19 protein-coding genes are annotated in these 26,929 nt (G+C 66.4%); 10 read left to right on the forward strand and 9 right to left on the reverse strand.

Features of this window, described 5'->3' with window-relative positions; genetic code table 11:
* Positions 1–26: 26 nt before the first annotated feature.
* Positions 27–1,487, forward strand: coding sequence for a DHA2 family efflux MFS transporter permease subunit (locus H0X91_RS22150; protein ID WP_196433356.1), 1,461 nt, complete (start codon positions 27–29; stop codon positions 1,485–1,487).
* Positions 1,488–1,517: 30 nt separating this feature from the next.
* Here the strand turns inward: H0X91_RS22150 and H0X91_RS22155 are convergent, their stop codons facing one another.
* On the reverse strand, positions 1,518–3,032 hold the full coding sequence (locus H0X91_RS22155; protein WP_006495070.1) for an acetyl-CoA hydrolase/transferase family protein: 1,515 nt from the start codon (positions 3,030–3,032) through the stop codon (positions 1,518–1,520).
* A gap of 650 nt (positions 3,033–3,682) precedes the next feature.
* Here H0X91_RS22155 and H0X91_RS22160 point away from each other — a divergent pair.
* The 7 genes from H0X91_RS22160 to H0X91_RS22190 are packed head-to-tail and all read left to right on the forward strand — an operon-like array spanning position 3,683 to position 10,900.
* Positions 3,683–4,366, forward strand: a complete 684-nt coding sequence (locus H0X91_RS22160) for a CDP-alcohol phosphatidyltransferase family protein (protein ID WP_006484692.1) — start codon at positions 3,683–3,685, stop codon at positions 4,364–4,366.
* On the forward strand, positions 4,363–5,172 hold the full coding sequence (locus tag H0X91_RS22165) for a HalD/BesD family halogenase (protein ID WP_034202480.1): 810 nt from the start codon (positions 4,363–4,365) through the stop codon (positions 5,170–5,172). The genes H0X91_RS22160 and H0X91_RS22165 overlap by 4 nt, the downstream gene beginning before the upstream one ends.
* Positions 5,169–6,170 (forward strand): HpnL family protein, encoded by a 1,002-nt coding sequence (locus H0X91_RS22170; RefSeq protein WP_006484682.1) that lies wholly within the window; start codon positions 5,169–5,171, stop codon positions 6,168–6,170. The genes H0X91_RS22165 and H0X91_RS22170 overlap by 4 nt, the downstream gene beginning before the upstream one ends.
* Before the next feature lie 35 nt (positions 6,171–6,205).
* On the forward strand, positions 6,206–6,973 hold the full coding sequence (locus tag H0X91_RS22175; protein ID WP_006492690.1) for a phosphocholine cytidylyltransferase family protein: 768 nt from the start codon (positions 6,206–6,208) through the stop codon (positions 6,971–6,973).
* The gene (gene aepX / locus H0X91_RS22180) at positions 6,970–8,658 is read left to right on the forward strand and encodes a phosphoenolpyruvate mutase (RefSeq protein ID WP_006484687.1); all 1,689 of its coding nucleotides are present in this window, start codon (positions 6,970–6,972) and stop codon (positions 8,656–8,658) included. The genes H0X91_RS22175 and aepX overlap by 4 nt, the downstream gene beginning before the upstream one ends.
* Positions 8,655–9,836: a phosphonopyruvate decarboxylase gene (aepY, locus tag H0X91_RS22185; protein ID WP_062885475.1), complete on the forward strand. Its 1,182-nt coding sequence runs from the start codon at positions 8,655–8,657 to the stop codon at positions 9,834–9,836. Before aepX ends, aepY begins: the two co-directional genes overlap by 4 nt.
* Positions 9,836–10,900, forward strand: coding sequence for a 2-aminoethylphosphonate aminotransferase (locus tag H0X91_RS22190; RefSeq protein ID WP_048985784.1), 1,065 nt, complete (start codon positions 9,836–9,838; stop codon positions 10,898–10,900). The genes aepY and H0X91_RS22190 overlap by 1 nt, the downstream gene beginning before the upstream one ends.
* A gap of 402 nt (positions 10,901–11,302) precedes the next feature.
* Here the strand turns inward: H0X91_RS22190 and H0X91_RS22195 are convergent, their stop codons facing one another.
* Positions 11,303–12,862, reverse strand: a complete 1,560-nt coding sequence (locus tag H0X91_RS22195; protein ID WP_179146786.1) for a TIGR04141 family sporadically distributed protein — start codon at positions 12,860–12,862, stop codon at positions 11,303–11,305.
* A 979-nt stretch (positions 12,863–13,841) separates the two neighbouring features.
* Here H0X91_RS22195 and H0X91_RS22200 point away from each other — a divergent pair.
* Positions 13,842–14,660, forward strand: a complete 819-nt coding sequence (locus H0X91_RS22200) for a multidrug ABC transporter ATPase (protein WP_196433346.1) — start codon at positions 13,842–13,844, stop codon at positions 14,658–14,660.
* A gap of 27 nt (positions 14,661–14,687) precedes the next feature.
* On the opposite strand, the gene H0X91_RS22205 is transcribed toward H0X91_RS22200, so the two are convergent.
* A complete protein-coding gene (locus tag H0X91_RS22205; RefSeq protein WP_196433347.1) occupies positions 14,688–15,839 on the reverse strand; it encodes an acyltransferase family protein in 1,152 nt (383 codons plus the stop codon).
* Between the two features lie 325 nt (positions 15,840–16,164).
* On the opposite strand from H0X91_RS22205, the gene pip reads away from it, so the two are divergent.
* Positions 16,165–17,097, forward strand: a complete 933-nt coding sequence (gene pip, locus H0X91_RS22210; protein ID WP_196433348.1) for a prolyl aminopeptidase — start codon at positions 16,165–16,167, stop codon at positions 17,095–17,097.
* Between the two features lie 68 nt (positions 17,098–17,165).
* Here pip and H0X91_RS22215 read toward each other — a convergent pair whose 3' ends face one another.
* The 6 genes from H0X91_RS22215 to H0X91_RS22240 form a co-directional block, all read right to left on the reverse strand.
* Positions 17,166–17,438 carry a hypothetical protein gene (locus H0X91_RS22215; RefSeq protein ID WP_027807048.1) on the reverse strand — a complete coding sequence of 91 codons (273 nt, stop codon included), beginning with the start codon at positions 17,436–17,438 and terminating at the stop codon, positions 17,166–17,168.
* Between the two features lie 176 nt (positions 17,439–17,614).
* Complete coding sequence (locus H0X91_RS22220; RefSeq protein ID WP_196433349.1) at positions 17,615–18,670, reverse strand: transglutaminase family protein; 1,056 nt, start codon at positions 18,668–18,670, stop codon at positions 17,615–17,617.
* Complete coding sequence (locus tag H0X91_RS22225) at positions 18,664–21,270, reverse strand: circularly permuted type 2 ATP-grasp protein (protein ID WP_041494541.1); 2,607 nt, start codon at positions 21,268–21,270, stop codon at positions 18,664–18,666. The genes H0X91_RS22220 and H0X91_RS22225 overlap by 7 nt, the downstream gene beginning before the upstream one ends.
* Positions 21,271–21,472: 202 nt before the next feature.
* On the reverse strand, positions 21,473–24,886 hold the full coding sequence (locus tag H0X91_RS22230) for a transglutaminase family protein (RefSeq protein WP_196433350.1): 3,414 nt from the start codon (positions 24,884–24,886) through the stop codon (positions 21,473–21,475).
* A 93-nt stretch (positions 24,887–24,979) separates the two neighbouring features.
* The gene (locus H0X91_RS22235; RefSeq protein ID WP_069353535.1) at positions 24,980–25,963 is read right to left on the reverse strand and encodes a transglutaminase family protein; all 984 of its coding nucleotides are present in this window, start codon (positions 25,961–25,963) and stop codon (positions 24,980–24,982) included.
* An 8-nt stretch (positions 25,964–25,971) separates the two neighbouring features.
* A complete protein-coding gene (locus tag H0X91_RS22240; RefSeq protein ID WP_006481638.1) occupies positions 25,972–26,913 on the reverse strand; it encodes an alpha-E domain-containing protein in 942 nt (313 codons plus the stop codon).
* Positions 26,914–26,929: the final 16 nt, after the last annotated feature.

Raw genomic sequence — 26,929 nt, forward strand, 5'->3', positions numbered from 1 at the left:
CCTTATCGTCGGCAGCGTCAGATTGTATAAGAGACAGGATCCAGACCCTCGACAGCACGATCGCGAACGTCGCGCTGCCGCACATGCAGGGCACGCTGTCCGCGTCGCAGGACGAAATCACGTGGGTGCTGACCTCCTACATCGTCGCCGCGGCGATCGCGACGCCGCTCACCGGCTGGCTGTCCGACCGGCTGAGCGTGAAGCGGCTGCTGATCGTGTCGATCGCGGGCTTCACGGTAGCGTCGGCGCTGTGCGGGCTGTCGGAGACGCTCGTGCAGATCGTCGGCGCGCGGCTGCTGCAGGGCGTGTTCGGCGCGGCGCTGGTGCCGCTGTCGCAATCGATCCTGCTCGACATCAACCCGCGCGAGAAACAGGGCCAGGCGATGGCGATCTGGGGAATGGGCGTGATGGTCGGCCCGATCCTCGGCCCGACGCTCGGCGGCTGGCTCACCGACAGCTACAACTGGCGCTGGGTGTTCTTCATCAACGTGCCGATCGGCGCGTTCGCGCTCGCCGGCGTGATGACCTTCCTGCCGGCGCGCGCGCCGCGTCCGCACGTGAAATTCGACGCATTCGGCTTCGCGACGCTCGCCCTCGCGATCGGTGCGTTCCAGGCGATGCTCGACCGCGGCGAACAGCTCGACTGGTTCGGTTCGTACGAGATCCGCATCGAGGCGCTCGTCGCGGCGCTCGGCTTCGCGTTCTTCCTCGCGCATACGGCGACCGTCGGCAAGGCGTCGTTCTTCAAGTCCGAACTGCTGCGCGATCCGAATTTCGCGACGGGCACGCTGTTCATCTTCGTGGTCGGCGCGGTGCTGTATGCCACCCGCGCGCTGCTGCCGCCGATGCTGCAGAACCTGATGGGCTACCCGGTCGCGACGACGGGCCTCGTCACCGCGCCGAGCGGCGCCGGCACGATGATCGCGATGCTGTTCGTCGGCAGGCTGCTGAAATACGTGGATGCGCGGATGCTGCTGCTCGCGGGGCTGTCGATTTCCGCGCTCGCGCTGTGGCAGATGATGCAGTACACGGTCGTGCTGTCCGAAGCGGACATCGTGTGGCCCGGCGTGATCCAGGGCTTCGGCCTCGGGCTCGTGTTCGTGCCGCTGAGCGCGCTGTCGTTCTCGACGCTGCCGCCCGAACTGCGCGCGGACGGCACGGCCACCTACAGCCTGATGCGCAACATCGGCAGCAGTATCGGCATCTCGATCGTGCAGACGCTGATGACGCGCAACACGCAGGTCGCGCATGCCGACCTCGCGACGCACGTCACGCCGTTCAACCCGACCGTGCAGGCGATCGCCGGCAGCCGCGTCGATCTCGCGCTGCTCGACCGCACGATCAACCAGCAGGCGACGATGATCGCGTACCTGAACGACTTCAAGCTGATGTTCGTCGCGACGCTGCTGATGATTCCGCTGTTGCTGCTGATCCGCCCGCCGCAGAAAACGGCGAGCGTCGACGTCGCGCACGCGGCGATGGACTGACGGGCGCGCATGCGCCCGTCCGCAGCCGCGTCAGGCCTTCATCGTCCCGGTGCGCACGTAGCGCTCGTGCCACGACAGCGCCTCGGCGAGCAGATGCGGCGTGTGCTTGCCGAAGCTGTCGCGCGACGCGCGCTCGAAGTAGTCCTCGAGCATCGGACGGTAGTCGGGGTGCGCGCAGGTCGCGATGATCTTGCGCGCGCGCTGCTTCGGCGACAGGCCGCGCAGGTCGGCCAGCCCCTGCTCGGTGACGACGACCGCGACGTCGTGCTCGGTATGGTCGACGTGGCTCGCCATCGGCACGATCCGCGAGATCGCCCCGCCCTTCGCGGTACTCGCCGACATGAAGCACGACAGGTAGCCGTTGCGCGCGAAGTCGCCCGAGCCGCCGATGCCGTTCTGGATCTTCGTGCCCATCACGTGCGTCGAGTTCACGTTGCCGTAGATGTCGGCCTCGATCATCCCGTTCATCGCGATGCAGCCGAGGCGGCGCACGAGTTCCGGATGGTTGCTGATCTCCTGCGGACGCAGCACGATCTTCTCGCGGAACGTCGCGATCTCGTCGGCGAAACGCTGCACGGCGGCCGGGCTCAGCGACAGCGCGGTGGCCGACGCGAAGCTCAGCGTGCCGTCGTCGAGCAGGTCGAGCATGCCGTCCTGGATCACCTCGGTGTAGGCCGTCAGGTTCGAGAAACCGGCCGAGCTGAGTTCCGCGAGCACCGCGTTCGTGATGTTGCCGACGCCCGACTGCAGCGGCAGCAGGTTTTCCGGCAGGCGGCCGCGCTTCACTTCGTGACGCAGGAAGTCGATCAGTTGCAGCGCGATCTGCTTGGACGTCGCATCCGGCGCGGTGAATGCATTGCTGCGATCGGGCGCGTCGGTCTCGACGATCGCGACGATCTTGTCGGCCGGGCAGCGCAGGTACGGCTCGCCGATCCGGTCGTCGCTCTTCGTCAGCGGAATCGGCTTGCGATGCGGCGGCAGCGCGGTGCCGTAATAAATGTCGTGCATCCCGTCGAGGCCGAGCGGCTGGCGCGCGTTCACTTCGAGGATCACGTGCTTCGCGCGCTCGAGCCAGGTCTTGTTGTTGCCGATCGACGCGGACGGGATCAGCAGGCCGTCCTCGCGGATGCCCGCGACTTCGACGATCGCGACGTCGAGATCGCCGTACAGCCCGAACCATGCATATTGCGCGACGTGGCTCAGGTGGACGTCCTGGTAATCGACTTCGCCGCCGTTGATCTTGTCGCGCAACGTCGGGTCGGACTGGTACGGCAGCCGCATCGAGATGCCGTCGGTGCGGGCGAGCGCGCCGTCGAGTTCCGGTGCGGTCGACGCGCCCGTCAGCACGTTGATCCGGAAGTCCTCGCCGCGCGCGTGCGCCGCATCGATGTGGGCGGCGAGCGCGGCCGGCACGGCCTTCGGATAGCCCGACCCGGTGAAGCCGCTCATGGCGACGGTCATGCCGGGACGGATCAGCGCGGCGGCTTCGTCGGCGGTGCGGACGAGCGAACGCAGGGCGGGAGCGAGGATGCGTGATGAAGACATGGCTGGTTTCTGACGCTTTGATCTGTTGACGTCGCGGGGGGTGTCTCCTGAGCGACATGAAGCCCTTGGGGCCGCCAGGGGCGGCCGGCACCACAGGCACGGTCGGAGTATCGCAGAGGCCATCGCCGCGAAATGTCCGCTGGATGCAAAAGATCCTTGCCGGATTTGCCGGGTATCGAACGACCGTTCTGTGACAGGCGATTCGCCCGCGCCGCATGCACGCGAAAGGTGCGCGAAAGCATCGACGCGAATCGCGGGCTCCCGATCACCGCGCCGCGCGCTTCAATCGACGGATTTCCGTCGACATTGACGACCTGTGGCTCTGTAATGGCCGATACCTGCCCGGCGCGGCCGATTGTCGCCCGATGCGGCTTTTCCGGGCCTGACCGAGATCAAGGTCGCATGCGTTGCGCGCCGCCCGCCGACCGACGCGAAAAACACCGCCTCGCCGCCCTGCGAGGCCCGTCCGGCCTTGACAGTCGCGCGATGCGGACCACACTGGAAGACGAGTCCGGCCACCCCGTCGGCCGCCCCGTTCGCACGTGCGTTTTTGAACCGGCCGATGCGCGCAAGACGCCGTAACACTCCCGCATGTCAGGACATTGATCGAATAAAAAGCAACAAATTACAATTCCGTATATATTTCGCCGATGGACCAAAGAAAAACCGCCACACGCCCCGAGCCACCGCTGCCACGCACCTGGGATGCGCGGCTCGCGCGCTCGCTCGTCCGACCGCTCGTCGATACGCCGGTCACCCCGAATCACCTCACCACCCTTCGTCTGCTGATCGGCCTCGCCGGCGCCTGGTGCCTCGCGCAAGGCGGCTTCGGCTGGAGCAATGCAGGCGCATTCCTGATCGTGTTGTCGAACTTCGTCGACCACACCGATGGCGAGCTCGCGCGCATCAGCGGCAAATCCAGCAAGATCGGTCATTTTTACGACCTGGCGGCCGATGCACTCGTCACGGTCGCGCTGTTCGTCAGCATGGGGGTCGGCATCGTCGCCCAGGGCGGCCAGATGGCCGCGTCGCCGGTGCTGCTCGGCGCGGTGGCCGGCGCGGCCGTCGCGCTGATTTTCTTCCTGCGCATGCGGATCGAATCGATCGCCGGCAAGGCCGGTACCAAGCAGGCGTTCGCCGGCGGCTTCGAGACCGAAGACGTGCTGTACCTGCTGCCGATCGTGACGCTCGTCGACGGCGTCGAGCCGTTCCTGCTCGCCGCATCGATCGGCGCCCCGCTGTTCGCCGCATGGGTCGTGATCGACTGGTGGCGCATCGTGCGCCGCGGCAGCACTGTTCCGCAGAACCCCTCTGAAATCCAGGCTTCCAAATGACTTCTAGCACGCGCGACGATACCGTGCTGAGCCCGGCACGCCCCGCGCCCGTGCGCGCGGCCGCGGCCGATCCCGATCGCACCGTGGCCGACTGCGTCGGCCAGCTCGACCTCGACCGCCTGCGCGGCGACTACACGCGCCAGGGCTCGTTCCTCTACCTCGACGCCTTCCTGCCGCCCGACGCGCACGCGAAGCTGGCGGACGCCGCCCGCGCGATGCAGGCCGGCCTGAACCGCAATTACCTGCCCGGCCACAAGCAGGGCGGCAGCGTGAGCCGCCATACGATCGACGAGCAGGCGCCGTACATCGCGGAGCTGTATCGCTCGAAGGCGCTGATCGGCTTCCTCGAGAAAATCACGGGCGACAAGCTGATGCTGTCGCCGGACGACGATCCGCACGCGTACGCGCTGTATTACTACACGAAGCCCGGCGACCACATCGGCTGGCACTACGACACGTCGTACTACGACGGCCGGCGCTACACGCTGCTGATCGGCGTGATCGACGAATCGTCGTGCCGGCTCGACTACGAGCTGCATACGCGCAACCCGGACGTCGCCGACGAACCGGGCTCCGTGCAGATCGCCGACGGCGGCATCGTGCTGTTCGACGGCGACAAGCTGCGCCACCGCATCACGCCGCTCGGCCAGAACGAAATGCGCGTGTCGCTCACGTTCGAATACGTGACGAACCCGGGCATGCGGCCGTGGAAGCGCTTCATCTCGAACATGAAGGATGCGATCGCGTATTTCGGTTTCCGCCAGGTGTTCAAGCAACTGGCGACGCGACGCACGACCGGGTCATGACACGCGCCGGCCTCATCCTGCTGTCCCTCGGGACCGCACTCTTCATCGCACTCCTGGCCTGGCAGGGCGTCGGCGCGGTCGCGTCCACGTTCCTCGCGGCCGGCTGGGGCCTCGCGCTCGTCGCGGCGTTCCACGTCGTACCGCTCGTGATCGATGCGTTCGCGATCTCCGTGATGTTCCGCCGCGGGCAGCCGGGCGCCGAACTCGGCAACGCGCTGCGCGCGCGCTGGGTCGGCGAATCGGTGAACAGCCTGCTGCCCGCCGGGCAGATCGGCGGCCCCGTGCTGATGGTGCGCCACCTCGCGCAGCGCGGCACGCGGATGGCCGACGCGGCCGCCGCCGTGACCGTCGGCACGACGATGCAGGCGCTCGCGCAGATGGCGTTCGCGCTGATCGGGATCGCCGCGTTCAGCCTGTATGCGACGCACGAATCGGTCGCGCACCTGCGTACGCCCGCGCTGATCGCCACCGGCGTGCTCGGCGCGCTCGCGGTGATGTTCTATCTGGCGCAGCGGCGCGGGCTGTTCGGCCGCGGCCTGCGCCTCGCGTCGAAACTGCTCGGCCCGCGCGACTGGTCGTCGCTCGCCACGCGGGCCGACGCGATCGACGACGCGGTCGGTGCGCTGTACCGCGATCGCGCAAAAGTCGCGAAGACCTTCGCATTGAGTCTCGTCGGCTGGATCGTCGGCACCGCGGAAGTGTGGCTCGCGCTGCACTTCCTCGGGCATCCGGTGAGCTGGCTCGACGCGCTGCTGCTGGAAAGCGTCGGCCAGGCGATCCGCGGCGCGGCCTTCGCGATCCCGGGCTCGCTCGGTGCGCAGGAAGGCGGCTACCTGCTGCTCGCGCCGCTGGTCGGCTTGCCGCCCGACGCGGCGCTTGCGCTGTCGCTCGCGAAGCGCGCGCGCGAACTCGCGCTCGGCCTGCCCGGCCTGCTCTATCTGCATTTCAGTGAAAGAAACTGGCAGCGGCGCCGTGCGCCGCAGCCGCTCGCCGACTGATCGTTCAGATCGCCGGCTTTTTGGTTGGAGAACCCATGCGAGCCATCATTCTTGCGGCAGGCCTCGGCTTGCGCCTGCAACAACCGCCCGAAGCGCAGTTCCCGAAGTGCCTGCTGCGCTTCGACGACGTGTCGCTGCTCGAGCGCCATCTGCGCGTGCTCGACGCCGCGGGCGTCGACGAGATCGTGCTCGGGCTCGGCTTTCAGCACGAGAAGGTCGAGCAGGAACTGAAGCGTCTCGGCCGCCAGGCCGAAATCGTGATCAACGAACGCTACGACCTCGGCAGCGTGCTGACCGTGCATACCGTCGCCGATGCGATGACGCGCGGCGGCGACGTGCTGCTGATGGACGCGGACGTGCTGTACGACGAGAACATCCTGCACGCGCTGGTGGCCGATGCCGACCAGGCGGTCGACCGCCTGCTGATCGACCGCGACTTCGAGGCCGGCGACGAGCCCGTCAAGCTGTGCCTGAAGAACGGCGTGCCGGTCGAGCTGCGCAAGCAGCTCGCGGTCGATCTCGACTACGACACGATCGGCGAATCGGTCGGCTTCTTCCGCTTCACCGAAGGCACCGCGCGCCGCCTCGCGACGATCGTCGCGGGCTACGTCGACAGCGGCCGCGCGAACATGCCGCACGAGGAAGCCGTACGCGACCTGCTGCTCGAAGGCGGCCATTCGTTCGACGTCGCCGACGTCACCGGTTCGCCGTGGATCGAGATCGACTTCCCGAACGACGTCGCCCGCGCGACGCAAGACATCCTTCCCCTGATTCAACGCACCACCGCAGGAGCCGCACGATGAACGCACGCGAACCCAACTTCACCGAATCGCGCAGCGCGCGCCTGCGCCGCATGCTCGTCAGCAGCGACCTCGAATTCCTGATGGAAGCGCACAACGGCCTGTCCGCGCGGATCGTCCGCGAGGCCGGCTTCAAGGGGATCTGGGCGTCGGGCCTCGCGATCTCCGCGCAATTCGGCGTACGCGATAACAACGAAGCGAGCTGGACCCAGGTCGTCGACGTGCTCGAGTTCATGGCCGACGCGAGCGACCTGCCGATCCTGCTCGACGGCGACACCGGCTACGGCAACTTCAACAACGTGCGCCGCCTCGTGAAGAAGCTCGAACAGCGTGGCATCGCCGGCGTCTGCATCGAGGACAAGCAGTTCCCGAAGACGAACAGCTTCATCGGCGGCGAGCGCCAGCCGCTCGCGGAAATCGACGAATTCTGCGGCAAGATCAAGGCCGGCAAGGATTCGCAGACCGATCCCGACTTCTCGATCGTCGCGCGTGTCGAAGCGCTGATCGCCGGCTGGGGGATGGACGAGGCGCTGCGCCGCGCGAACGCGTACGCGGAAGCCGGCGCCGATGCGATCCTGATCCACAGCAAGCTGTCGCGCCCCGACGAGATCCTGCAGTTCGCGCGCGAATGGAGCGGCAAGGCGCCGCTCGTGATCGTGCCGACCAAGTACTACAGCACGCCGACCGACGTGTTCCGCCAGGCCGGCATCAGCACCGTGATCTGGGCGAACCACCTGATCCGCGCGTCGGCCTCCGCAATGCAGGCGACCGCGCGCGAGATCCACGAGAGCGAAACGCTGATCAACGTCGAAGACCGCGTCGCATCGGTCAACGAGATCTTCCGCCTGCAGGACGCCGACGAATACTCGGCGGCCGAGCGCATCTACCTGTCGTCGTCGTCGCGTGCGTCGAACGCGGCGATCGTGCTCGCCGCGAGCCGCGGCAAGGGCCTGGAAGCCGTGACCGAAGACAAGCCGAAGGTCATGCTGCCGGTCGCCGGCAAGCCGCTCTTGCGCTGGCTCGTCGACGGCTTCAAGACGCATGGCGTGAACGACATCACCGTGGTCGGCGGCTATCGCGCCGACGCGATCGACACGTCGGGCATCAAGCTCGTCGTCAACGAGCGCCATGCGCAGACGGGCGAGCTCGCGTCGCTCGCGTGCGCGGCCGAACGCCTGACCGGCGACACCGTGATCTCGTACGGCGACCTGCTGTTCCGCAGCTACATCGTGCGCGACCTCGCGGAAAGCGAAGCCGAATTCAGCGTCGTGGTCGATTCGTCGCTCACGGAGTCGACGAACCAGAGCGTGCGCGACTTCGCCCTCTGCTCGGCGGCCGACGATCGCGGCCTGTTCGGCCAGAAGACCTACCTGCAACGCGTATCGAGCGACGTCGCCGCGGGCACCCCGCACGGCCGCTGGATCGGCCTGCTGAACGTGCGCGGCGCCGGCGTCGACCGGCTGAAGGCGATGCTCGCGACGCTGCAGGCGCGCCCTGATTTCGACACGCTCGACATCCCGTCGCTGCTCAACGAGCTGGTCGCCGCGGGCGAGAAGATCGAGGTGCAGTACGTGCACGGCCACTGGCGCGGCGTCAACGATCTGGAAGACTTCCGCCGCGCGGGCGACTTCGCACACGGCCAGACGCCGCTGTCCGAGCCGGGCGCCGGCAACGGGGGCGCGCAATGATCGAAGCGGCCCAGTTCGTCGAGGCCGCGCGCGAACGCGGCTTCGACTGGTACGCGGGCGTACCCTGCTCGTACCTGACGCCGTTCATCAATTACGTGTTGCAGGACCCGACGCTGCACTACGTATCGGCCGCCAACGAAGGCGACGCGGTCGCGCTGATCGCGGGTGCAACGCTCGGCGGCAAGCGCGGAATCGCGATGATGCAGAACTCGGGGCTCGGCAACGCGGTAAGCCCGCTCACGTCGCTGACCTGGACGTTCCGCCTGCCGCAACTGCTGATCGTCACGTGGCGCGGCCAGCCGGGCGTGGCCGACGAGCCGCAGCACGCACTGATGGGCCCGATCACGCCCGCGATGCTCGACACGATGGAGATCCCGTGGGAGACGTTCCCGACCGACCCCGAACAGGTCGGCCCGGCACTCGACCGCGCGATCGCGCACATGGACGCGACGGGCCGCCCGTACGCGCTCGTGATGCAGAAAGGCAGCGTCGCGCCGTATGAACTGAAGGCGAACCCGGCCGCGAAGCCGCATGCGCACGTCGCCGCGCAATCGGCGTCGCGCGCCGCATCGACCGACGCGTGGCCGACCCGTCACGACGCGCTGCAGCGCGTGATCGCGCATACGCCGGTCGATTCGACCGTCGTGCTCGCGTCGACCGGTTTCTGCGGTCGAGAGCTCTATGCGCTCGACGATCGCCCGAACCAGCTGTACATGGTCGGCTCGATGGGCTGCGTGACGCCGCTCGCGCTCGGCCTCGCGCTCGCGCGCCCCGACCTGCGCGTGGTGGCCGTCGACGGCGACGGCGCCGCGCTGATGCGGATGGGCGTGTTCGCGACGCTCGGCACCTACGGCCCGGCCAACCTCACGCACGTGCTGCTCGACAACGGCGCGCACGAATCGACGGGCGGCCAGGCGACGGTGTCGCAACATGTGTCGTTCGCCGGCGTCGCGGCCGCCTGCGGCTACGCGTCGGCGGTCGAAGGCGATACGCTCGACGTGCTCGATGCGACGCTCGCCGCAACGAGTGACGGTGCGCAATTCGTCCGCGTGGCGATCCGCACGGGCGTGCCCGACGGCCTGCCCCGCCCGACCGTCACGCCGGTCGAGGTCAAGACCCGTCTGATGCGGCACATCGGCGCCGCGCAGACCGAAGCCCACGTTGAAGGAGCCCATTGATGCTGCTGCTGAACCCCGGCCCGGTCACGCTCACCGAACGCGTGCGCCGCAGCCTGCTGCAACCCGATCTGTGCCATCGCGAAAGCGAATTCTTCGACCTGCAGGATGAAGCGCGCACGCGCCTCGTCGCCGCGTACGAACTCGATCCGGCCGAATGGGCGGCCGTACTGATGACGGGCTCGGGCACGGCCGCCGTCGAGAGCATGATCGCGGCGCTCGTGCCGCAGGACGGCAAGCTGCTCGTGATCGAGAACGGCGTGTACGGCGAGCGGATCACGCAGATCGCGACGCAGTACGGCATCGCGCATGACGTGTTGAAGCATGAATGGATGCAGGCGCCCGATCTCGCGCAGATCGGGGCGAAGCTCGATGCGGGCGGGTATTCGCACGTCGCGGTGATCCATCATGAAACGACGACGGGCCGGCTGAACGATCTCGGCGCGATTGCAGAAGTGTGCCGTGCGCGCGGCGTGAAGATGCTCGTGGACGGCGTCAGCAGCTTCGGCGCGGAAGCGATCGACTTCGCCGGCGGCGTCATCGATGCGGTTGCCGCGACCGCGAACAAATGCCTGCACGGCGTGCCGGGTGCGGCGTTCGTGATCGTGCGCCGCAGTGCGCTCACGAAGGCCGCAAGCCGGACTTACTACCTCGATCTCGGTCGGCTCGCGAAGCTGCAGGATCAGCGCAATACGCCGTTTACGCCTTCCGTGCATGCGTATTACGCGCTCGTCGAGGCGTTGCGCGAGTTTGACGAGGCTGGCGGCTGGCGTGCCCGGCATGCGCATTACAAGGCGCTTGCCGATCAGGCGCAGGCAGGGCTTGCTGCGCGCGGGATGCCGCTGGTGCTGCCGGAAGGTGCGTCGTCGGTCGTGCTGCGTGCGTATCGGTTGCCGCAGGGTGTCACGTACGAAACGCTGCACGACGGGTTGAAGGCGCGTGGCTTCGTGATTTATGCCGGGCAAGGCGGGCTCTCGAAGGAGCTGTTCCGGATCTCGACGATGGGCGCGATTCAGGCGGCCGATGTCGAGCGGTTGCTGGAAGGGTTTACGGCGCTGACGCGGTGAGCGTTGTCCGCACCTTCGTCTATGAAAAGGCCCGCAAGGGCCTTTTTTATTGTTATTTGCAAATTTTTGGGAGACACGGGACGTGTTGTCGACATACTCCGTTGCTGTATCCGAACCTTTGCAGTAGTACGGTGGGTCAGACGGCTATTCCCTAGGTAGCTAGTCGGTCGTAGACAACGGGCCAGGCATACCGTCATCACGTGCCCACTTGTCGCCCGATAGATCAGTAACGTGAGCCACCAGAAATGAACCGACCGCAAAGTTGGACGGTTGAAGACTAGGTGCCCGAGCGGTTCAAATAAAAACCCCCAAAGGTTGGACCGATGTCCAACCTTTGGGGTGCAGTTCAAAACGCGGGGGCCTTTTTCAAATTCTGCTTACCGCGTGCGCGGATTTCCCTGCTCATGGGACCAAGCGCTGCGTAATAGGAACACCAGCGACCGAAACTCGGAATCCACGTTGAGTGAGGTTTTCGAATGCCTTCGACAGGTTGACCTTGCTAAAAAATGGTAGGTTCTGCTTTAGCGTCGCACTGTCCTCCCCCAAGATCAGAAAAACAATCTCATAGTCAGCGCTTCTGAGGTTGTCCAAGGGTACGAGATCACGTGCAGCCGGATTTACATTGCGCAGCACCGTCCGCGCTTTTTTGCGGAACGCTTTGTCTCCGAGCATGATTTCAGCGGATACTCCGCCCTGAGCAAACAGATGGCTCAATCCAGCAGATCCTCCCTTCCGGTGCTTCACGTGTACCAACTGCTTGGCAGGAGTCAGGAGGTCGCAGAGTTCTATGGGCGATGTGGTCCGATCGGTTTTGACGAGCATCTTGTCCAACAGGAAGTATCCATGTGCCGCAGCTGCTCGAGTGTTGTAATCCCCCTCGGACTCAATCTTCGATTTACCCCCTTCGTCCCACACCTCAACTGCCGGGAATGCAAGGGTAGATATCTGCACTGAGTTCAATGTCCCAGCAATACGATCAATAAACGTTGAATCGACCTCGTACCACTTTCCATCGAAAATAATTTTCGTTTTATCGCCGTCGACGATCTCGAAGTAGATACAGCGAAACACAGAATGATCGGTAATTTCCCCGTCGACATCGTGGACAAAAAGCCGGTCGCGCTTCAAGCCTTCGATATTTATATTTTCCAAATCAGGAACGGTGTTGATGTAGTCGGCTGCTTCGATAACGGGTCGTATGTTGTCCTTATTCCGCGTGAAGCTGAAGCCTAATATCGTGTCCCATGCGCCTATCTCCGGCAGAGTGACCATGACCCTAGGATTACGCTTGGACACAGCTTGAACCAATTGTGCATTCAGCGCATCTATCGTGATGTCGTCCTTGACCTTGCGAACGTTATCCACCCATGAAAAGGACGACTTGTAGTCATCGTTAACGTAATATCCTTTGATACGACGGGCCAACGCAGGAAAATCTGCGGCTTCCATTTCAACACCGAAGGAGAACATAGCGTCTCCGCCGGCAATCTGCCTAAAGTTAACTCCGCGCTTAGGGTCGCCAGTTACAGCGCGGAGAACATCCCGTAGGATGTCGATCCCAAAGACGCTCATCTCCGAGTCGCGAGCCGCCTGAGATTTCTTCTGAACAGGCTGATCTTCGAGCGTATGCAAGTCGACGCTGCGCAAGGACTTCTCATCGAGTGTGTTGAGCGCTGTGCGAAGGCCAAAGTCCTGAACGAACAGCGACTGCTCAATCAGATAGCGACCGTAGCCAAAGGTAAAAGCAAAGATATCGCCGTCCACACGAAGCAGCAGCACTGCCGAACTTGACCGGTTTGCGAGACCTGGGATGGCGAGGCCCGCAGCCTCGTCGAGCACAGAACCCCAGCTCGGTCTCTTTTCCGTGCTCCGCTTCACATAAAGGCTTCCCTCGACACCAAAGTTTTTTGCCACTGGATAGGTGTCCACTCGTGCGCCATCAGCGAGCAGATCCGCAAACATGTGGCCATTTCCTACGGGCTTTGCCATAAAAAGGTTCAGGCGACGATAACTTTTAGCCATCCGATTTCCCCGATTTTTTAGGCTGACGCTTGCCGCACGAAATGGAGCGCCACCTTTATCTCAATAATTTTTATAAAAAATACGAAAATACATACAAAATAAAATCTTCGATTGGCAATTTAATTTTTATAATAACATTTGATCAATCCATGAACTATATATCGAAGCGGATAGCGCCGACTATCAGCGAAGCTCTCCACATGCGCCAATCTGCCAACTGCGGTACTGCAGTCGAGATTGAAGGCAGCACGATCGCTTGCGATAGCCGGTGCGACCTGAGACCATTTGAGGACTTGTTCAAGATACAGAACTGTTCGAGCGCGATCAACCCTATGATGCCGCTCGCCCACGACCAAGCAGCCCCCACCTGTAAGATCGTAGCATGAAATATCTTCATATATCGCTTATAGTACCTGCAATCACTTGCAGATTCGTTTTTTAATAACACTTTCTCTTCAACAGAGACAATATCCACTTAAAATCGAACTGCAGCAATAGGTCGCCTTCGTCAGATTGGGGCTTGCGGGTCAGGCAATCGGATGTGGGGCAATCGTACGCGGCCCGGAATTTGGTGAACTCACGCGGATGTACGTAAGCCCTCGAAGTCGTGGACAAGACGTCACCCAGAAAGCGACTCGCTCTGTTAGAGTCACGGACCATGAACCGTGGCTGTAAGTTGCTCAACCTTGAAACTGAGCCATACCAACATGACGCACGGGCCTTATCTGTATCAATGGGTTATGAACGTCGCGGACCGTTTGGCACTTACTCGACCGACCCGCTGAGTGTGTTCATGCAGAAACACATCGTTGCCTAAACGCTCATGCTGAACGTTAGTAAACGAGATGCGTCAAGGGCAGCGCGGGAACGAGAAGCAACCTCTACGAAGAGCGAGTATAAAAACTTTCCAATCGTTACCATGAAGATCCTGCGCTTCGCCCCGCTGCTGGCACTCGCCGCCGCCCCCATCGTTCACGCCGCCGACAGCCAGCCTTGCAGCGACGAAACCGTGACAGCCATCGCCCGCTGGGCCGGCATTGCGAACGCACGCATCGCCACGCGCGACGCGGACCGGCTCGTCGTCGCGTCGTCGTGCAAGACCATGCCGAACGCGCCGGAAACGACGATCGCGGCCGTCGCGTTCGATTCGCTGCCGAAGAGCAAGAACCCGGACGAAAGCAAAAAGCTGCAGGTCGTCGCGCTCGTCGAAGGTGGCAAGGTCGTGGCGGCCGATCGATCGGTGGTCGAAGAGGATGCGGCGACGGAGATCGACGAGAACAGCTACCGCATCGATACGGCGCCCTATCGGCTGTCGCCCGACGTGCGTGCGTTCGGCGTCGTGTTTACCAGCAGCGCGCGTGGGCCGAGTTGCCCGGATGCGAACACCGGTGAAGAGTTGACGCTGTGGGTGCGTGAAGGCGGCCATATCCGCCCCGTGTTCGGCACGAATCTGTACGGCTGGGTCAGCGTCGAAGGCGACGCCTGCGGGCCGGGTGCGGGCGATGCGCGCAGCGAAGCGGCCCGCATGACGATCGCCGTCGAGAAAACGTCGAGCCACGGCTTCGCCGACCTGTCGATCACGGCGCACATCACGAAGACGCAGCGCAAGAACGGCGATTACTCGGATACGGGCAAGCGCACGGCACGCACGATCGTCCGCTACGACGGCAAGTCGTACGGCATCGATATGTTCCGTAACTTCTGGTACTCACCCGCCGCGATGAAGCGCTTCAATTAAGGCCGGGGAAATCGCCGCCCCGCCCGCCTACTCCACCGCCTTCGCCCCGATCGCCTCGGTCGGCGTAGGCATCCGCAACGCGTCGTCCCGCACGCGTCGCCCCTCGCGCGCCGTATAGCGATCCTTCAGCCTCAGGAACGGTTTTTCGACGAGGAAATAGCTGGCGGTCGCGGCAATCAGTGCCCATACGATACCGAGCGGAAACGCGTGCGGCACAGGCACGCGCGGATTCGCAAAAGGCTGCTGCCACAGATAAAGACTGAACGAGATCGTGCCGACGAACACCACCGGCCCGGCGCGCAACCAGCGCGCGCACCAGAACTCGCCGCGGAAATTCAGCACGACGATCACGATCGCGATCAGCGCGGCTTCGAGCGTCACGCCGTACGTCGCATTCCAGAAGCCGCCGAGCCGGTGTTCGGCGAGCGGCATGCCGAGCAGCACGACGAACACGAGCGCCGTCACGATGCGCGCCTCGCCGCGCCACGAACCGATCCACGCTTCGAGCCGTTCGCGGTTGAGCGACGCATAGCAGCCGATCAGGATCGGGTCGACACCCGTGTGCAGCATCATCCCGAGTTGCCCGCGCAGCGCGGGCGCGACGAAATACGTAATGGCACGCACGAGCGGCACGATGAGGATCAACGTGGCCAGCCAGCGCGTGCCGGTGCGGCGCATGCCGAACGCGAACAGCAGCGGCCAGAACCAGTAGAACTGCTCCTCGAGCGCGAGCGACCAGAAATGGCCGAGGTACCACGCGCCGTCCGGATGCAGCGCGTTGTCGCCGGTCAGCCCGAACCACGCCGAGTAATTCCACAGGTGCAGCGCCGCATAGAGCCACTGCCGGCGATCGACGTCGAACCCGCCGACGAACGCCACGATCGCGACGGCCGCGAGATACACGTAGCAGGCCGGCCAGATGCGCAACGCACGGCGCACGTAGAACGACGTCAGTGCGATGCCACCCGTACGCGCGAATTCGGCGCGCAGCACGTTGGTGATCAGGAAGCCGCTCAGCACGAAGAAGATCAGCACACCGAGCCGGCCGTCGGCGATCAGCCTCAACGGCGCATACCAGCCCGTATAGCCGCCGGGCAGCACATGCTCGGCATGACCGACGACGACCATCGCGACCGCGACGGCGCGCAACCCGGTCAACTGCGTGACGCGATGGTTCATCGGCTGGTTTCCGTTGGCACGGTGGAAGAGCGGGAATGGGCCGGCGCCCGCTTGGCACGCCGACCTGCCGCCGGGATTTTGTATGAAAAATATCGGAATGAAATTGCTTCAAAAATCCGCGCGGCAAACATCGCCGGCGACACGCGCCACAGCGGGCCAACGTCCGGCGCGGCGAATGGGCATAATGACAAGCCTTGTCCGGCGGCGGCCGGTCCGATGCCCACGCAACGAATTTTGCGGCGCAGCAATCCAGGCCGTACCGTACCGTCCGCACGCGGGCCCGCGCCTCGTCCGCCTCGTGTCCACCCTCACCCGGAGCCTGCCTGTGTACCCACCGATCGAACCCTACGCCCACGGCCACCTCGACACCGGCGACGGCCACCGCATCTACTGGGAGCGCTGCGGCAACCCGGCCGGCAAGCCCGCCGTGTTCCTGCACGGCGGCCCCGGCGCCGGCTGCGGACCCGACCATCGCCGCCTGTTCGATCCCGAGCGCTACGACATCCTGCTGTTCGACCAGCGCGGCTGCGGGCGCTCGACGCCGCATGCGAGCCTCGAGAACAACACGACGTGGGGCCTGGTCGCCGATATCGAACGCCTGCGCGAGATGGTCGGCGCCGAGCAATGGCTGGTGTTCGGTGGCTCGTGGGGCAGCGCGCTGGCGATCGCGTACGCGGAAACCCACCCGGAACGCGTGAGCGCGCTGATCGTGCGCGGCATCTTCACGATGCGTCGCGCGGAACTGCTGTGGTACTACCAGGAAGGCGCGTCGTGGCTGTTCCCCGATCACTGGGAAGACTTCCTCGCACCGATTCCGGAAGCCGAGCGCGGCGACCTGATGGCCGCCTACCATCGCCGGCTGACTGGCGACGACGAAGCCGCGAAGCTTGAAGCCGCGCGCGCGTGGAGCATCTGGGAGGGCCGCACGATCACGCTGCTGCCCGATCCCGCGCTCGCCGCGCACTTCGCGGACGGCCACTACGCACTCGCGTTCGCGCGGATCGAAAATCACTACTTCGTGAACAAGGGCTTCGTCGAGGAAGGCCAGCTGCTGCGCGACGCGCATCGGCTCGCCGGCATTCCGGGCGTGATCGTGCAGGGCCGCTACGACATCGCGACACCCGCACGCACGGCGTGGGAGTTGTCGAAAGCGTGGCCGGACGCGACGTTCGAGATCGTGCCGGGCGCCGGGCATGCGTACAACGAGCCGGGGATTCTGGAGGCGCTGGTCGCGGCGACGGACCGGTTCGCCGCCTGAGCATCATAACAACGCGACACGACGCGGCGCGTGCTGCCATGCCTACCGGCATGCCCACGCGCCGCCGATCACAGCGCCGCTTCGACGATCGTCCGGCCGCTGATCGCCTGCTCGACGAGCTGTTCGTCGCCGACCTTGCGGATCGCGTCGTCGAGCAGCCCTTCCGGCTCCTCGGTCGCCACCTTCAGCAGGCCCGACAGCCCGCGTGCGTCGAGCACCACCAGCGTCTCCATCGAATCCGCGCGACTCACGAGCACGCGGCGGAACGCCGGGCCCGCGCCGAAGCTCGCGCAAAGCGCGATCGTCTCGTTGCCGAGCGTGTAGTCGAAGTGCTTGATCATGGTCTGCCGCCGTTGCATGGAAATGGCGACGCGCGACGGCGCGGCGCCGTGACGTCGACGCACCCGCGCGTGCCGCCGGCGCGTCGGACCGGAGTCCGAATCGCTGCCGGCATCACCATGCTAGGCGTGCAGAATTAACGAAGACTTAAAGCGGCTGAGCCCGCCTGGCGGCACCCTCAAGCCGCATCGAGCGGCTCAACCGTCACCCCGACCTTCAGCTCCTGATCCGCCCCGCCGCCGCGGATCACACCGCGCAGCGGCGTCACGTCCGCGTAGTCGCGCCCGATCGACAGCATCACGTAGTCGTCGCCCGGCGCCCGATCGTTGGTCGGATCGAGCTGTAGCCAGCCGCCATCCTCGGGCCACGCCGGGTCGTACACGTCGACCCACGCATGCGACGCGTCCGCACCGATCAGCCGCGGCTGGCCCGGCGGCGGCTGCGTGAGCAGGTAGCCGCTGACGTAGCGCGCGGCCAGCCCGAGCGAACGCAGCGCGCCGATCATCACGTGCGCGAAATCCTGGCACACGCCCTTGCGCAACCGCAGCGCGTCGAGCGCCGACGTCGTGATGTCGGTGCTGTTCGGCGTGTACGCGAAATCGGCATGCACGCGCCGCATCAGGTCCCATGCCGCCTGCACGAGCGGCCGTTGCGGCGTGAAGCTCGCGGCCGCGTACGCGGCAAGCTCGGCGTCGCACGCGACGTGCGGCGACGCGAACACGAACTCGCTCGCCGGGTCGTAAGGCTGCCCCGCGCGGAACCGCAAGCGCTCGCGCACGGCCTCCCATGCAGTGGCATGCGCGGCGTCCGGGTTCGCGATCGCAGGCGGCGGCTCGCCGCGCGCGCCGAGCGACCACACGGGCGGCGTCACGCGTACGGTACTGCGGCTGCGCACCAGCAGCGTGTCGTGCGGCAGGTTCAGCGCGAACGAGGCGCGTGCATTGCCGAACGCGTCGAGTTCGGTGCAGACCGATTCCGGTGCGGGCTCGATGTCGAGCGAGAACGACAGCACCTGCTGGCGCGGTGTCGCGAGCGGTTGCAGGCGTGCCTGGTGCTGCGCCGATTCGACGCGTGCCGCGTAACGGTATTCGGTGTCGTGCGTGACGCGCAGCAACCGGCCCGGCGCGACGGCGGCCCGTGCGTCGCTTGCGGCCGCCGTCGATGCGGCTGCCTGCCGCGCGTTACCGGAGCCGGAACCGGACGGCGTTTTCGGCGCGCCTTTCGTCGTCACCATAGCGTCCTGCCCGCTTCGCGCACGTGGCTGAAATAGCGCTCGCCAATCCGGTTCGACAGTTCCCACACCGCCTTCGCCGTCGTGTCGAGCGCCGCGAGCAGTTTGTCGTGCCGGCCGCCTTCGGTGGTCTCGCACAGCTCGTGCAGCGACCATGCAGGCACATCCGGAATCGTCTCGGCCAGCTCCGACAGCGCATAGCCTTCGCTGCGCTCAACCTTCGTCAGCCGGCCACGCAGCGCCTGCACGACCCAGCCGAGCGAGCGCGGGTTGTCGGTATCGAGCACGACGAGCGACAACAGCGGCGCGACGTCGAAGCCGCGCTGGAACCGCGAACGAAACGTGATCGTGCTGTCGAACAGTTCCAGCACGAGTTCGAAACCGTCCTGCCGGTGCACGGCCCCTTCGTCGAACGCGAACTTCAGCACGCTGCACAGGAAATCGAGCCGGTCGATCTGCCGGCCGATCGACAGCAAGCGCCAGCCGTCGTCGCGCGTCATGTTGTCGGTCTGCGCACCGGTGATCGCGCCGAGCAGCAGGCCGAGGCGTTCCAGCAGCTGCAGCGCGTCGTTGCCGATCTGCTCCTCCGCTTCCGGTTGTCCTGCGCTATCCGCGAACAGTTGCGTCGCGTCGTCGATCAACCGCCATTGATCGCTCGACAGCCGTTCGCGGATCGCGGCAGCCGCGCCGCGCATGCCGAACAGGCACGACGCGATCCCCGACGTGCGATCGGCGCCGCGCGTCAGCGATGTCGCCAGCGCGTGCTGGAACGCGCGCGGCGCATCGACGGCGTGCGGCGCGTCGGCCGCGATCAGCCCGGTGTCGCGGCACAGCGTGTCGATCAGTTCGAGGTGCGCGGGGCTGTCGACGTCGTCTTCGCCGCGCAGCCGTTCGAGCGCGGCACGCGCGAGGCGCATCAGGTTGGTCGCGCGCTCGGTATAACGGCCGAGCCAGAACAGGTTTTCCGCCGCGCGACTCGCGATCGCACGCGGCCGCTCGACGAGATCGTCGGGGCCGAGGTGCGTCTGCAACAGCGTCGTCGAATCGACGATGCCCTCGGTCATCACCCACGTATCGACGGTGCTGCCGCCACGCGGCATCGGCGCGTTGAACAGCGTGTCGCGCGTGCCGACCCGTGACAGTCCGCCCGGCAGGAGCCGCCAGCGCTGCGCGCCGTCGGCGAGCGCGAACACGCGCAGCAAGAGCGGTTTCGGCACGATCCGCGCGCTGCCGTTGCCGTCGGGTGCGTCGGGCCGCGGCCAGGTCGGCGCCTGCGACAGCGGCAGATCGGCCTGCACCGTGTAGTGTTCGGGCCGCGCGAGAATCCGTGCGCGCCATTCCGCCAGTTGCGCCGGCGTGAGCCGCGCGCCGATCACCGGCTCGAATGCACCGCCTGCCTGCACGTCGGGTGGATAGGATGCCTTGACGATGCCACGCGCGAGTTGCGGCAGCGCGTCGTCGCACGCGGCCGCCTCGCCGCACCACCACGAATGCACGGCCGGCAGCGTCAGCGTTTCGCCGAGCAGGCCTTCCGCGAGACGCGGCATGAAGCCGAGCATCGCCGGCGATTCGAGGAAGCCCGAGCCCGGCGCGTTCGCGAGCAGCACGTTGCCCGCGCGCACGGCCTGCAGCAGCCCCGGCACGCCGAGCATCGAATCGGGCCGCAGTTCGAGCGGATCGAGCCACGCGTCGTCGACGCGCCGCAGGATGCCGTGCACCGGTTCGAGCCCGCTCAGCGTCTTCAGGAAGACGTGATTGTCGCGCGCGGTCAGGTCGCCGCCTTCGACGAGCGTGAGGCCGAGATAGCGCGCGAGATAGGCATGCTCGAAATAGGTCGCGCTGTGCGGTCCCGGGGTCAGCAGCACGATCCGCGAGTTCTTCGCGGCGGGGCTGAGCGACTGCATGCTCTGCAACAGCGCACGGTAGGCGGACGCCAGCCGCTGCACGCGCAGCCCGCGAAACCCGCGCGGAAAGAGCCGCGACACGATCAGCCGGTTTTCGAGCAGGTATCCGAGCCCGGCCGCGCCCTGCGTGTGCTGCGCAACGATCCGCCACTGCCCGTCCGGGCCGCGCGCGAGATCGAACGCGACGACGTGCAGCCACGTATCGCCCGGCACGCGTGCGCCGCGCATCGCGCGCAGGTAGCCGGGATGACCGGTGACGAGCGCGGGCGGCAGCAGCCCGCGCTGCAGGATCGTCTGCGGCCCGTACAAATCGGCCAGCGTCGCGTTGAGCAGCCGCACGCGCTGCAGCACGCCGCGCTCGATCACGACCCAGTCTTCGGGCGTGACGATCAGCGGTAGCAGGTCGAGCGACCACGGCCCGGCCGCGCCGTCGCCGGCGCGTTGCTCGTGCAACTGGTAGAACAGGCCGTTCTCGCGCATGCGCCGGTGCAGCGCGTCGGCGCGGCGGTCGAGGTCGGCCACGCCGTCGCTGCCGATCGACGTGAAGAAGCTGCGCCACGCGGGCGCCAGCGCGGGCGCGTTCAGGCCGGCCGCGCTGCCGCGCAGTTCGTCGTAGCGGCCGGCGGCGGCCGGCGCCGCGAGCGCGGCGGCCAGTTCGGCGGCGTCCGGCTGCGCGCCGGTATCGAAAAGCGTGGGCATCGCGTCGAGGGCGGCGAGATGATCGAGGTCAATGGGCGGCACGATGTCGTTCCGTCGTCAGGATGCGGCCGCGCACGCGCGCCGCCGCACCGGCGGCAAGCTGCCGCGGCGCGCGGCCGCAGTCTGCCCGCATCCTAGCACTCCGGCGAGGCCGCCGGGAGGTTGCGCGCCGCGCATCGTCGTCCGCCCCGTCATCGATCGATCAAGGCCGCCGCAAGTCCAGCGTAAAAGGAAATTCGCGGCTCGGCGCGGCGGCCGCGACCTCCATCCGGCCCGGCGTGTGCCCCATCTCGACGAAGCGCGCGAGCCGGCGGCTCTCGGCTTCGTACGCGTTGACCGGGAACGTCGCGTAATTGCGCCCGCCCGGATGCGCGACGTGATACCGGCAGCCGCCGAGCGAGCGCTGCAACCACGTATCGACGATGTCGAACGTGAGCGGCGCGTGCACGCCGATGGTCGGATGCAGCGCCGACGGCGGCGCCCACGCCTTGTAGCGCACGCCCGCGACGTACTCGCCGACGGTGCCGGTCGGCTGCAGCGGCAGCGCGCGGCCGTTGACGGTCACGACGTGCCGGTTGTCGTTCAGCCCCGTCACGCGCACTTCGAGCCGTTCGACCGACGAATCGACGTAGCGCACCGTGCCGCCGATCGCCCCCTCCTCGCCCATCACGTGCCACGGTTCCAGCGCGCCGCGCAGCGACAGTTGCATGCCGTTCACCGCGATCTGCCCGAACAGCGGAAAACGGAATTCGAAGTGCGGCGCGAACCACGCCGGATCGAACGCGAAACCGGCGTCGCGCAACTCGGCCAGCACGTCGTCGAAATCCATCTGGAGAAATTCCGGCAGCATGAAGCGGTCGTGCAGCGCGGTGCCCCAGCGCGTGAGCGGCGTCGTGTACGGCGTGGCCCAGAAACGCGCGACCAGCGCACGCAGCAGCAGTTGCTGCACGATGCTCATCCGCGCATGCGGCGGCATCTCGAAAGCACGCAGTTCGAGCAGGCCGAGCCGGCCGGTGGACGAGTCGGGCGAATACAGCTTGTCGATGCAGAACTCGCTGCGGTGCGTGTTGCCCGTCACGTCGATCAGCAGGTTGCGCAGCACGCGGTCGACGAGCCACGGCGGCATGTCCTGCCCGAACAGCAGCTTGTTGCGCTGGATCTCCGCGAATGCGATGTCGAGCTCGTAAAGCTGGTCGTTGCGTGCCTCGTCGACCCGCGGCGCCTGGCTCGTCGGCCCGATGAACAGCCCCGAGAACAAATACGACAGCGACGGATGGTTGTGCCAGTAGGCGATCAGGCTCGCGAGCAGATCGGGGCGGCGCAGGAACGGGCTGTCGGCCGGCGTCGCGCCGCCGAGCACGAAGTGGTTGCCGCCGCCCGTGCCGACGTGCCGCCCGTCGACCATGAACTTCTCGCTGCACAGCCGCGATTGCCACGCGGCGTCGTACAGGAATTCGGTGTGGTCGACGAGTTCGTCGAAGCTCGCGGCCGGATGGATGTTCACCTCGATCACGCCGGGATCGGGCGTCACCTGCAGCAGTTTCAGCCGTGCGTCGCGCGGCGGCGGATAGCCTTCGAGCACGAGCTTCACGCCGAGCGTGTGCGCGGTCAGCTCGATCGCGCCGAGCAGGTCGAGATAATCCTCGAGCGCGGCGAGCGGCGGCATGAACAGGTACAGGATGCCGTTGCGCACTTCGACGCACAGCGCGGTGCGCGTGATCCACGCGGCCGATTCGAAGCGCTCGGGGCGGCGATGCGGATCCACGGCGCCCGGTCGGCCGCTCGCGGCCGCGCCGTCGTCGCGCCACTGCATCACGGTCTGCGCGGACGCTTCGCGATGCATGCCGGCCAGGTAGCGCGGCGCGTCGGCCGGGCCGGCGTAGCGGGCGCGTATGGCAGCGGCATCCGGCAATGCGTCGCGCGGCGCGAACGGATCGCGCTCGACCAGGTACGGATAATCGGCGCTGGCGGTCCACGGCAGCGAATCGAGCGGCAGCCGGTAGCCCATCGGCGAATCGCCCGGCACGAGGTACATCCGCTCGTCGCGGAAGAACCACGGGCCCGTCTGCCAGCGCGGCCCGTCGAGGCCCGGCATGTCGTCCACACGCTTCACCGGCAGCACGTAGCCGACTACGCTGTCGAGCTGCTGCTCGAACACCTTGCGCAGCCGCGCGCGTTCGAGCTCGTCGTCGAGGCGCGCGTCGAACGGATCGACGTTGACGGGCAGCCGGCGCTCGCGCCACAGGTAGTACCACACGTCCTCGTAGCCGGGCCGGATGAATTCGCCGGTCAGGTTCAGCCGCGCGGCGAGCGCATCGATGAAACGCTTCGCGTCGTCGGTCGTGTACGCGGACGGTTCGCGCTCGTCGGCGAACAGCGACGGATCGTGCCACACGGGCTGGCCGTCCGCGCGCCAGAAGATCGACAACGCCCAGCGCGGCAATTGCTCGCCCGGGTACCACTTGCCCTGCCCGAAATGCAGGAAGCCGCCGTCGCCGTATTCGGCGCGCAGCCGCTGCACGAGTTCGGTCGCGTAACCGCGCTTGGTCGGGCCGAGCGCATCGGTGTTCCACTCGGCGCCGTCGCGATCGTCGATCGACACGAAGGTCGGCTCGCCGCCCTGCGTGAGCCGCACGTCGCCGGCCGCCAGCGCACCGTCGACCTGCGTGCCGAGCGCGAGCACGGCGTCCCACTGCGCTTCCGTATACGGTTTCGTCACGCGCGGCGATTCGTACACGCGCGTCACGCTCATCTCGTGCTCGAACGACACCTCGCACTCGTCGATCAGCCCTTCGACCGGCGCGGCGCTCGTCGGCTGCGGCGTGCAGGCGAGCGGAATATGCCCTTCCCCGGCGAGCAGGCCCGACGTCGGATCGAAGCCGATCCAGCCGGCGCCCGGCAAGTAGACCTCGCACCATGCGTGCAGGTCGGTGAAATCGACCGACGTGCCGCTGGGGCCGTCGAGCGATTTGACGTCGGGGGTGAGCTGGATCAGGTAGCCCGACACGAAGCGCGCGGCGATGCCCAGATGGCGACACAGCTGCACGAGCAGCCACGCGCTGTCGCGGCACGAGCCGGATGCGAGTTCGAGCGTTTGCGCGGGCGTCTGCACGCCCGGCTCCATCCGCACGAGATAGCCGATGTCGCGCTGAAGCTGCTGGTTCAGCGCGACGAGGAAGTTCACGGTGCCGGCCGGCGTGCGGTCGACGGCGTCGAGATACGTGCGGAACAGCGGCGCGGCGCTCGTCTGCGGGTCGCACGCGAGATACGGCGCGAGCTCGGTCTTCAGCGCGTCGTCATAGCTGAACGGGTATTGTTCCGCGCTCGCTTCGAGGAAGAAATCGAACGGGTTGTACACCGACATCTCGGCGACGAGATCGATCGTGATCTCGAAGTGCTCGGTTGGCTCCGGAAACACGAGCCGCGCGAGATAGTTCGAGAACGGGTCCTGCTGCCAGTTGATGAAGTGCTGCGCGGGCTCGACCGTCATCGAATACGCGAGGATCGGCGTCCGGCAATGCGGCGCGGGCCGCAGCCGCACGACCTGCGGGCCGAGGTTGACGAGCCGGTCGTAGCGATAGCGGGTGGTGTGATGCAGCGCGACGTGGATGGACATGGGAGCTCGGATCGGGTTGGGCCGGCCGCGCGCGCCGCGTCGCTGTCGACGCGGCGGCCCGGCATGGCGGATTCGGCGAAAGCGCGCGGCGGGTCAGACGAGTTCCGGCGTCTGCACGACGCTGATCTCGACGCCGACGGCCGTCGCGCCGAGCCCCGTCACCGGCTGCGCGTCGCGATGGTCGAGGCCGACCGCGATGCGCACGTAGCGTTCGTCCGGGCAACGGTTCATGAACGGGTCGAAGCCGACCCAGCCGAGCCCTTCGACATAGGCTTCGGCCCATGCATGGCCGGCCGGCTGCTGCATCAGCGCGGCGGCTTGCGGCTGCGCGCCGAGCGCCGGTTGCGGCTGCCCCTGCGATTGCGACTGCACCGCATGCGACGCGCCGAGCATCTGGTGCATCCCGTCGCCGCTCTGCAGCGCGAGTGCTTCCTCTTCCTCGACGTCGCCCGCCTGCTGCTTCGCATCGGCGATGCGCTGCATCGCGCTGTCGGCCAGCACGTAGCCCGAGATGTAGCGCGCGGGGATCTTCAGCGCGCGGGCGGCCGCGATGAACGCGTGCGCATGGTCGCGGCTCGTGCCCTCGCCGCTTTGCAGCGCGGTTTCCGCATCGACGGGCGCATCGGCGGCCAGGTTCGGCGCGTACGCGATGCGGCCGTGCACCTCCGTCATCAGCCAGTGCAATGCGTCGAGGCCGTGCGGCTCGATCGGCAGCGCCTGCGTCAGCGCATGCACGGTGTCGCCCGCTTTCGTGAGCGCGGTCTCGCGCTCGAAGATCCACGGCGGCGCATAGCCCTCGGGATTCCCGAGAATGCCCGCGCGGTCCTGCGTCTCGACGACGCCGGCCGCGACGACGACGATCTCGTCTTTCGCGCCGCGATCGTGGCGCACGAGGTCGATCCGGTTGCCGAGCCCGTCGGCGTACGACAGCGTCGGCTCGACGCCGTCGATCGTGACCTGCCACGCGCGCACCGTCTGCCCGGGGCCCGACTGCGGGCGCAGCCGCAACCGTTGCAGTGCGTGGGAAGCTTGTTCGTCGAACTGATAACGCGAAATGTGTCGGATGGCGAGTCGCATGGCAAGTCTCAGTCGAAGTTGTAAGCCTGGGCGACTTCGAGCCCGAGGCTGTTGTTGCGGCCGATGAAGTCGGTCAGGAACTCGTGCAGGCCGCTCTTGAAGATCCGCTCGACCGAGGTATCGGACAGCATTTGCAGGATCTTCGTGGCCGTGTCGTGACACGGGTGTGTCACGCCGTAATCCTTCGCGAGCAGGTTCAGGCTCGACACGACGCGCCCGTAGCAATAGCGCAGCGAACGCGGCATGCGGCCGTTCAGGATCAGGTAGTCGGCGATGTTCAGCGGCTTGTACTGCACGTCGTACACCCAGCGGTACGAACGATGCGCGGCCACGCAGCGCAGGATCGTCTCCCATTGGTAGTTGTCGAGGATCGTGCCGACGTGCGACACCGACGGCAGCAGCAGGTGGTACTTCACGTCGATGATCCGCGCGGTGTTGTCCGCGCGTTCGATGAAGGCGCCGATCTGCGCGAAATCGAAGATCTCGTTGCGCAGCATCGTGCTGTAGAAGCTGCCGAGGATCAGCGCGGTTTCGCGCTTCACCTGGTCGAGCACGGCCGGCAGCTCGCTTTCCGGCACCGGCTGCGCGAACGCGCGGCGCAGCGCGAGCCACGCGCCGTTCACGCTCTCCCACGCCTCGCGCGTCAGCGCCGTGCGCACCATCCGCGCATTCGAGCGCGCGGCCTCGATGCACGACAGCACGCTCGACGGGTTGTCGCGGTCGCGCAGCAGGTAGTCGGTCACGGTATCGGCCGCATACGCGTCGTATTTCTGCCGGTAGCCGTCGTCCGCGCCCGAGCTGACCAGCACCGACGACCATTCGGCCGGCGCGTCGGACGTGCGCGTGAGCGCCATCCGCAGCCCGGCATCGACGATGCGCGCGATGTTCTCCGCGCGCTCGATATAGCGGTACATCCAGTAGAGCCCGCTCGCAGTTCGTCCCAGAAGCATCTCGTGTCCACTCCGT

The sequence above is a fragment of the Burkholderia sp. 9777_1386 genome (assembly GCF_015712265.1).
Lineage (GTDB): Bacteria > Pseudomonadota > Gammaproteobacteria > Burkholderiales > Burkholderiaceae > Burkholderia > Burkholderia cenocepacia.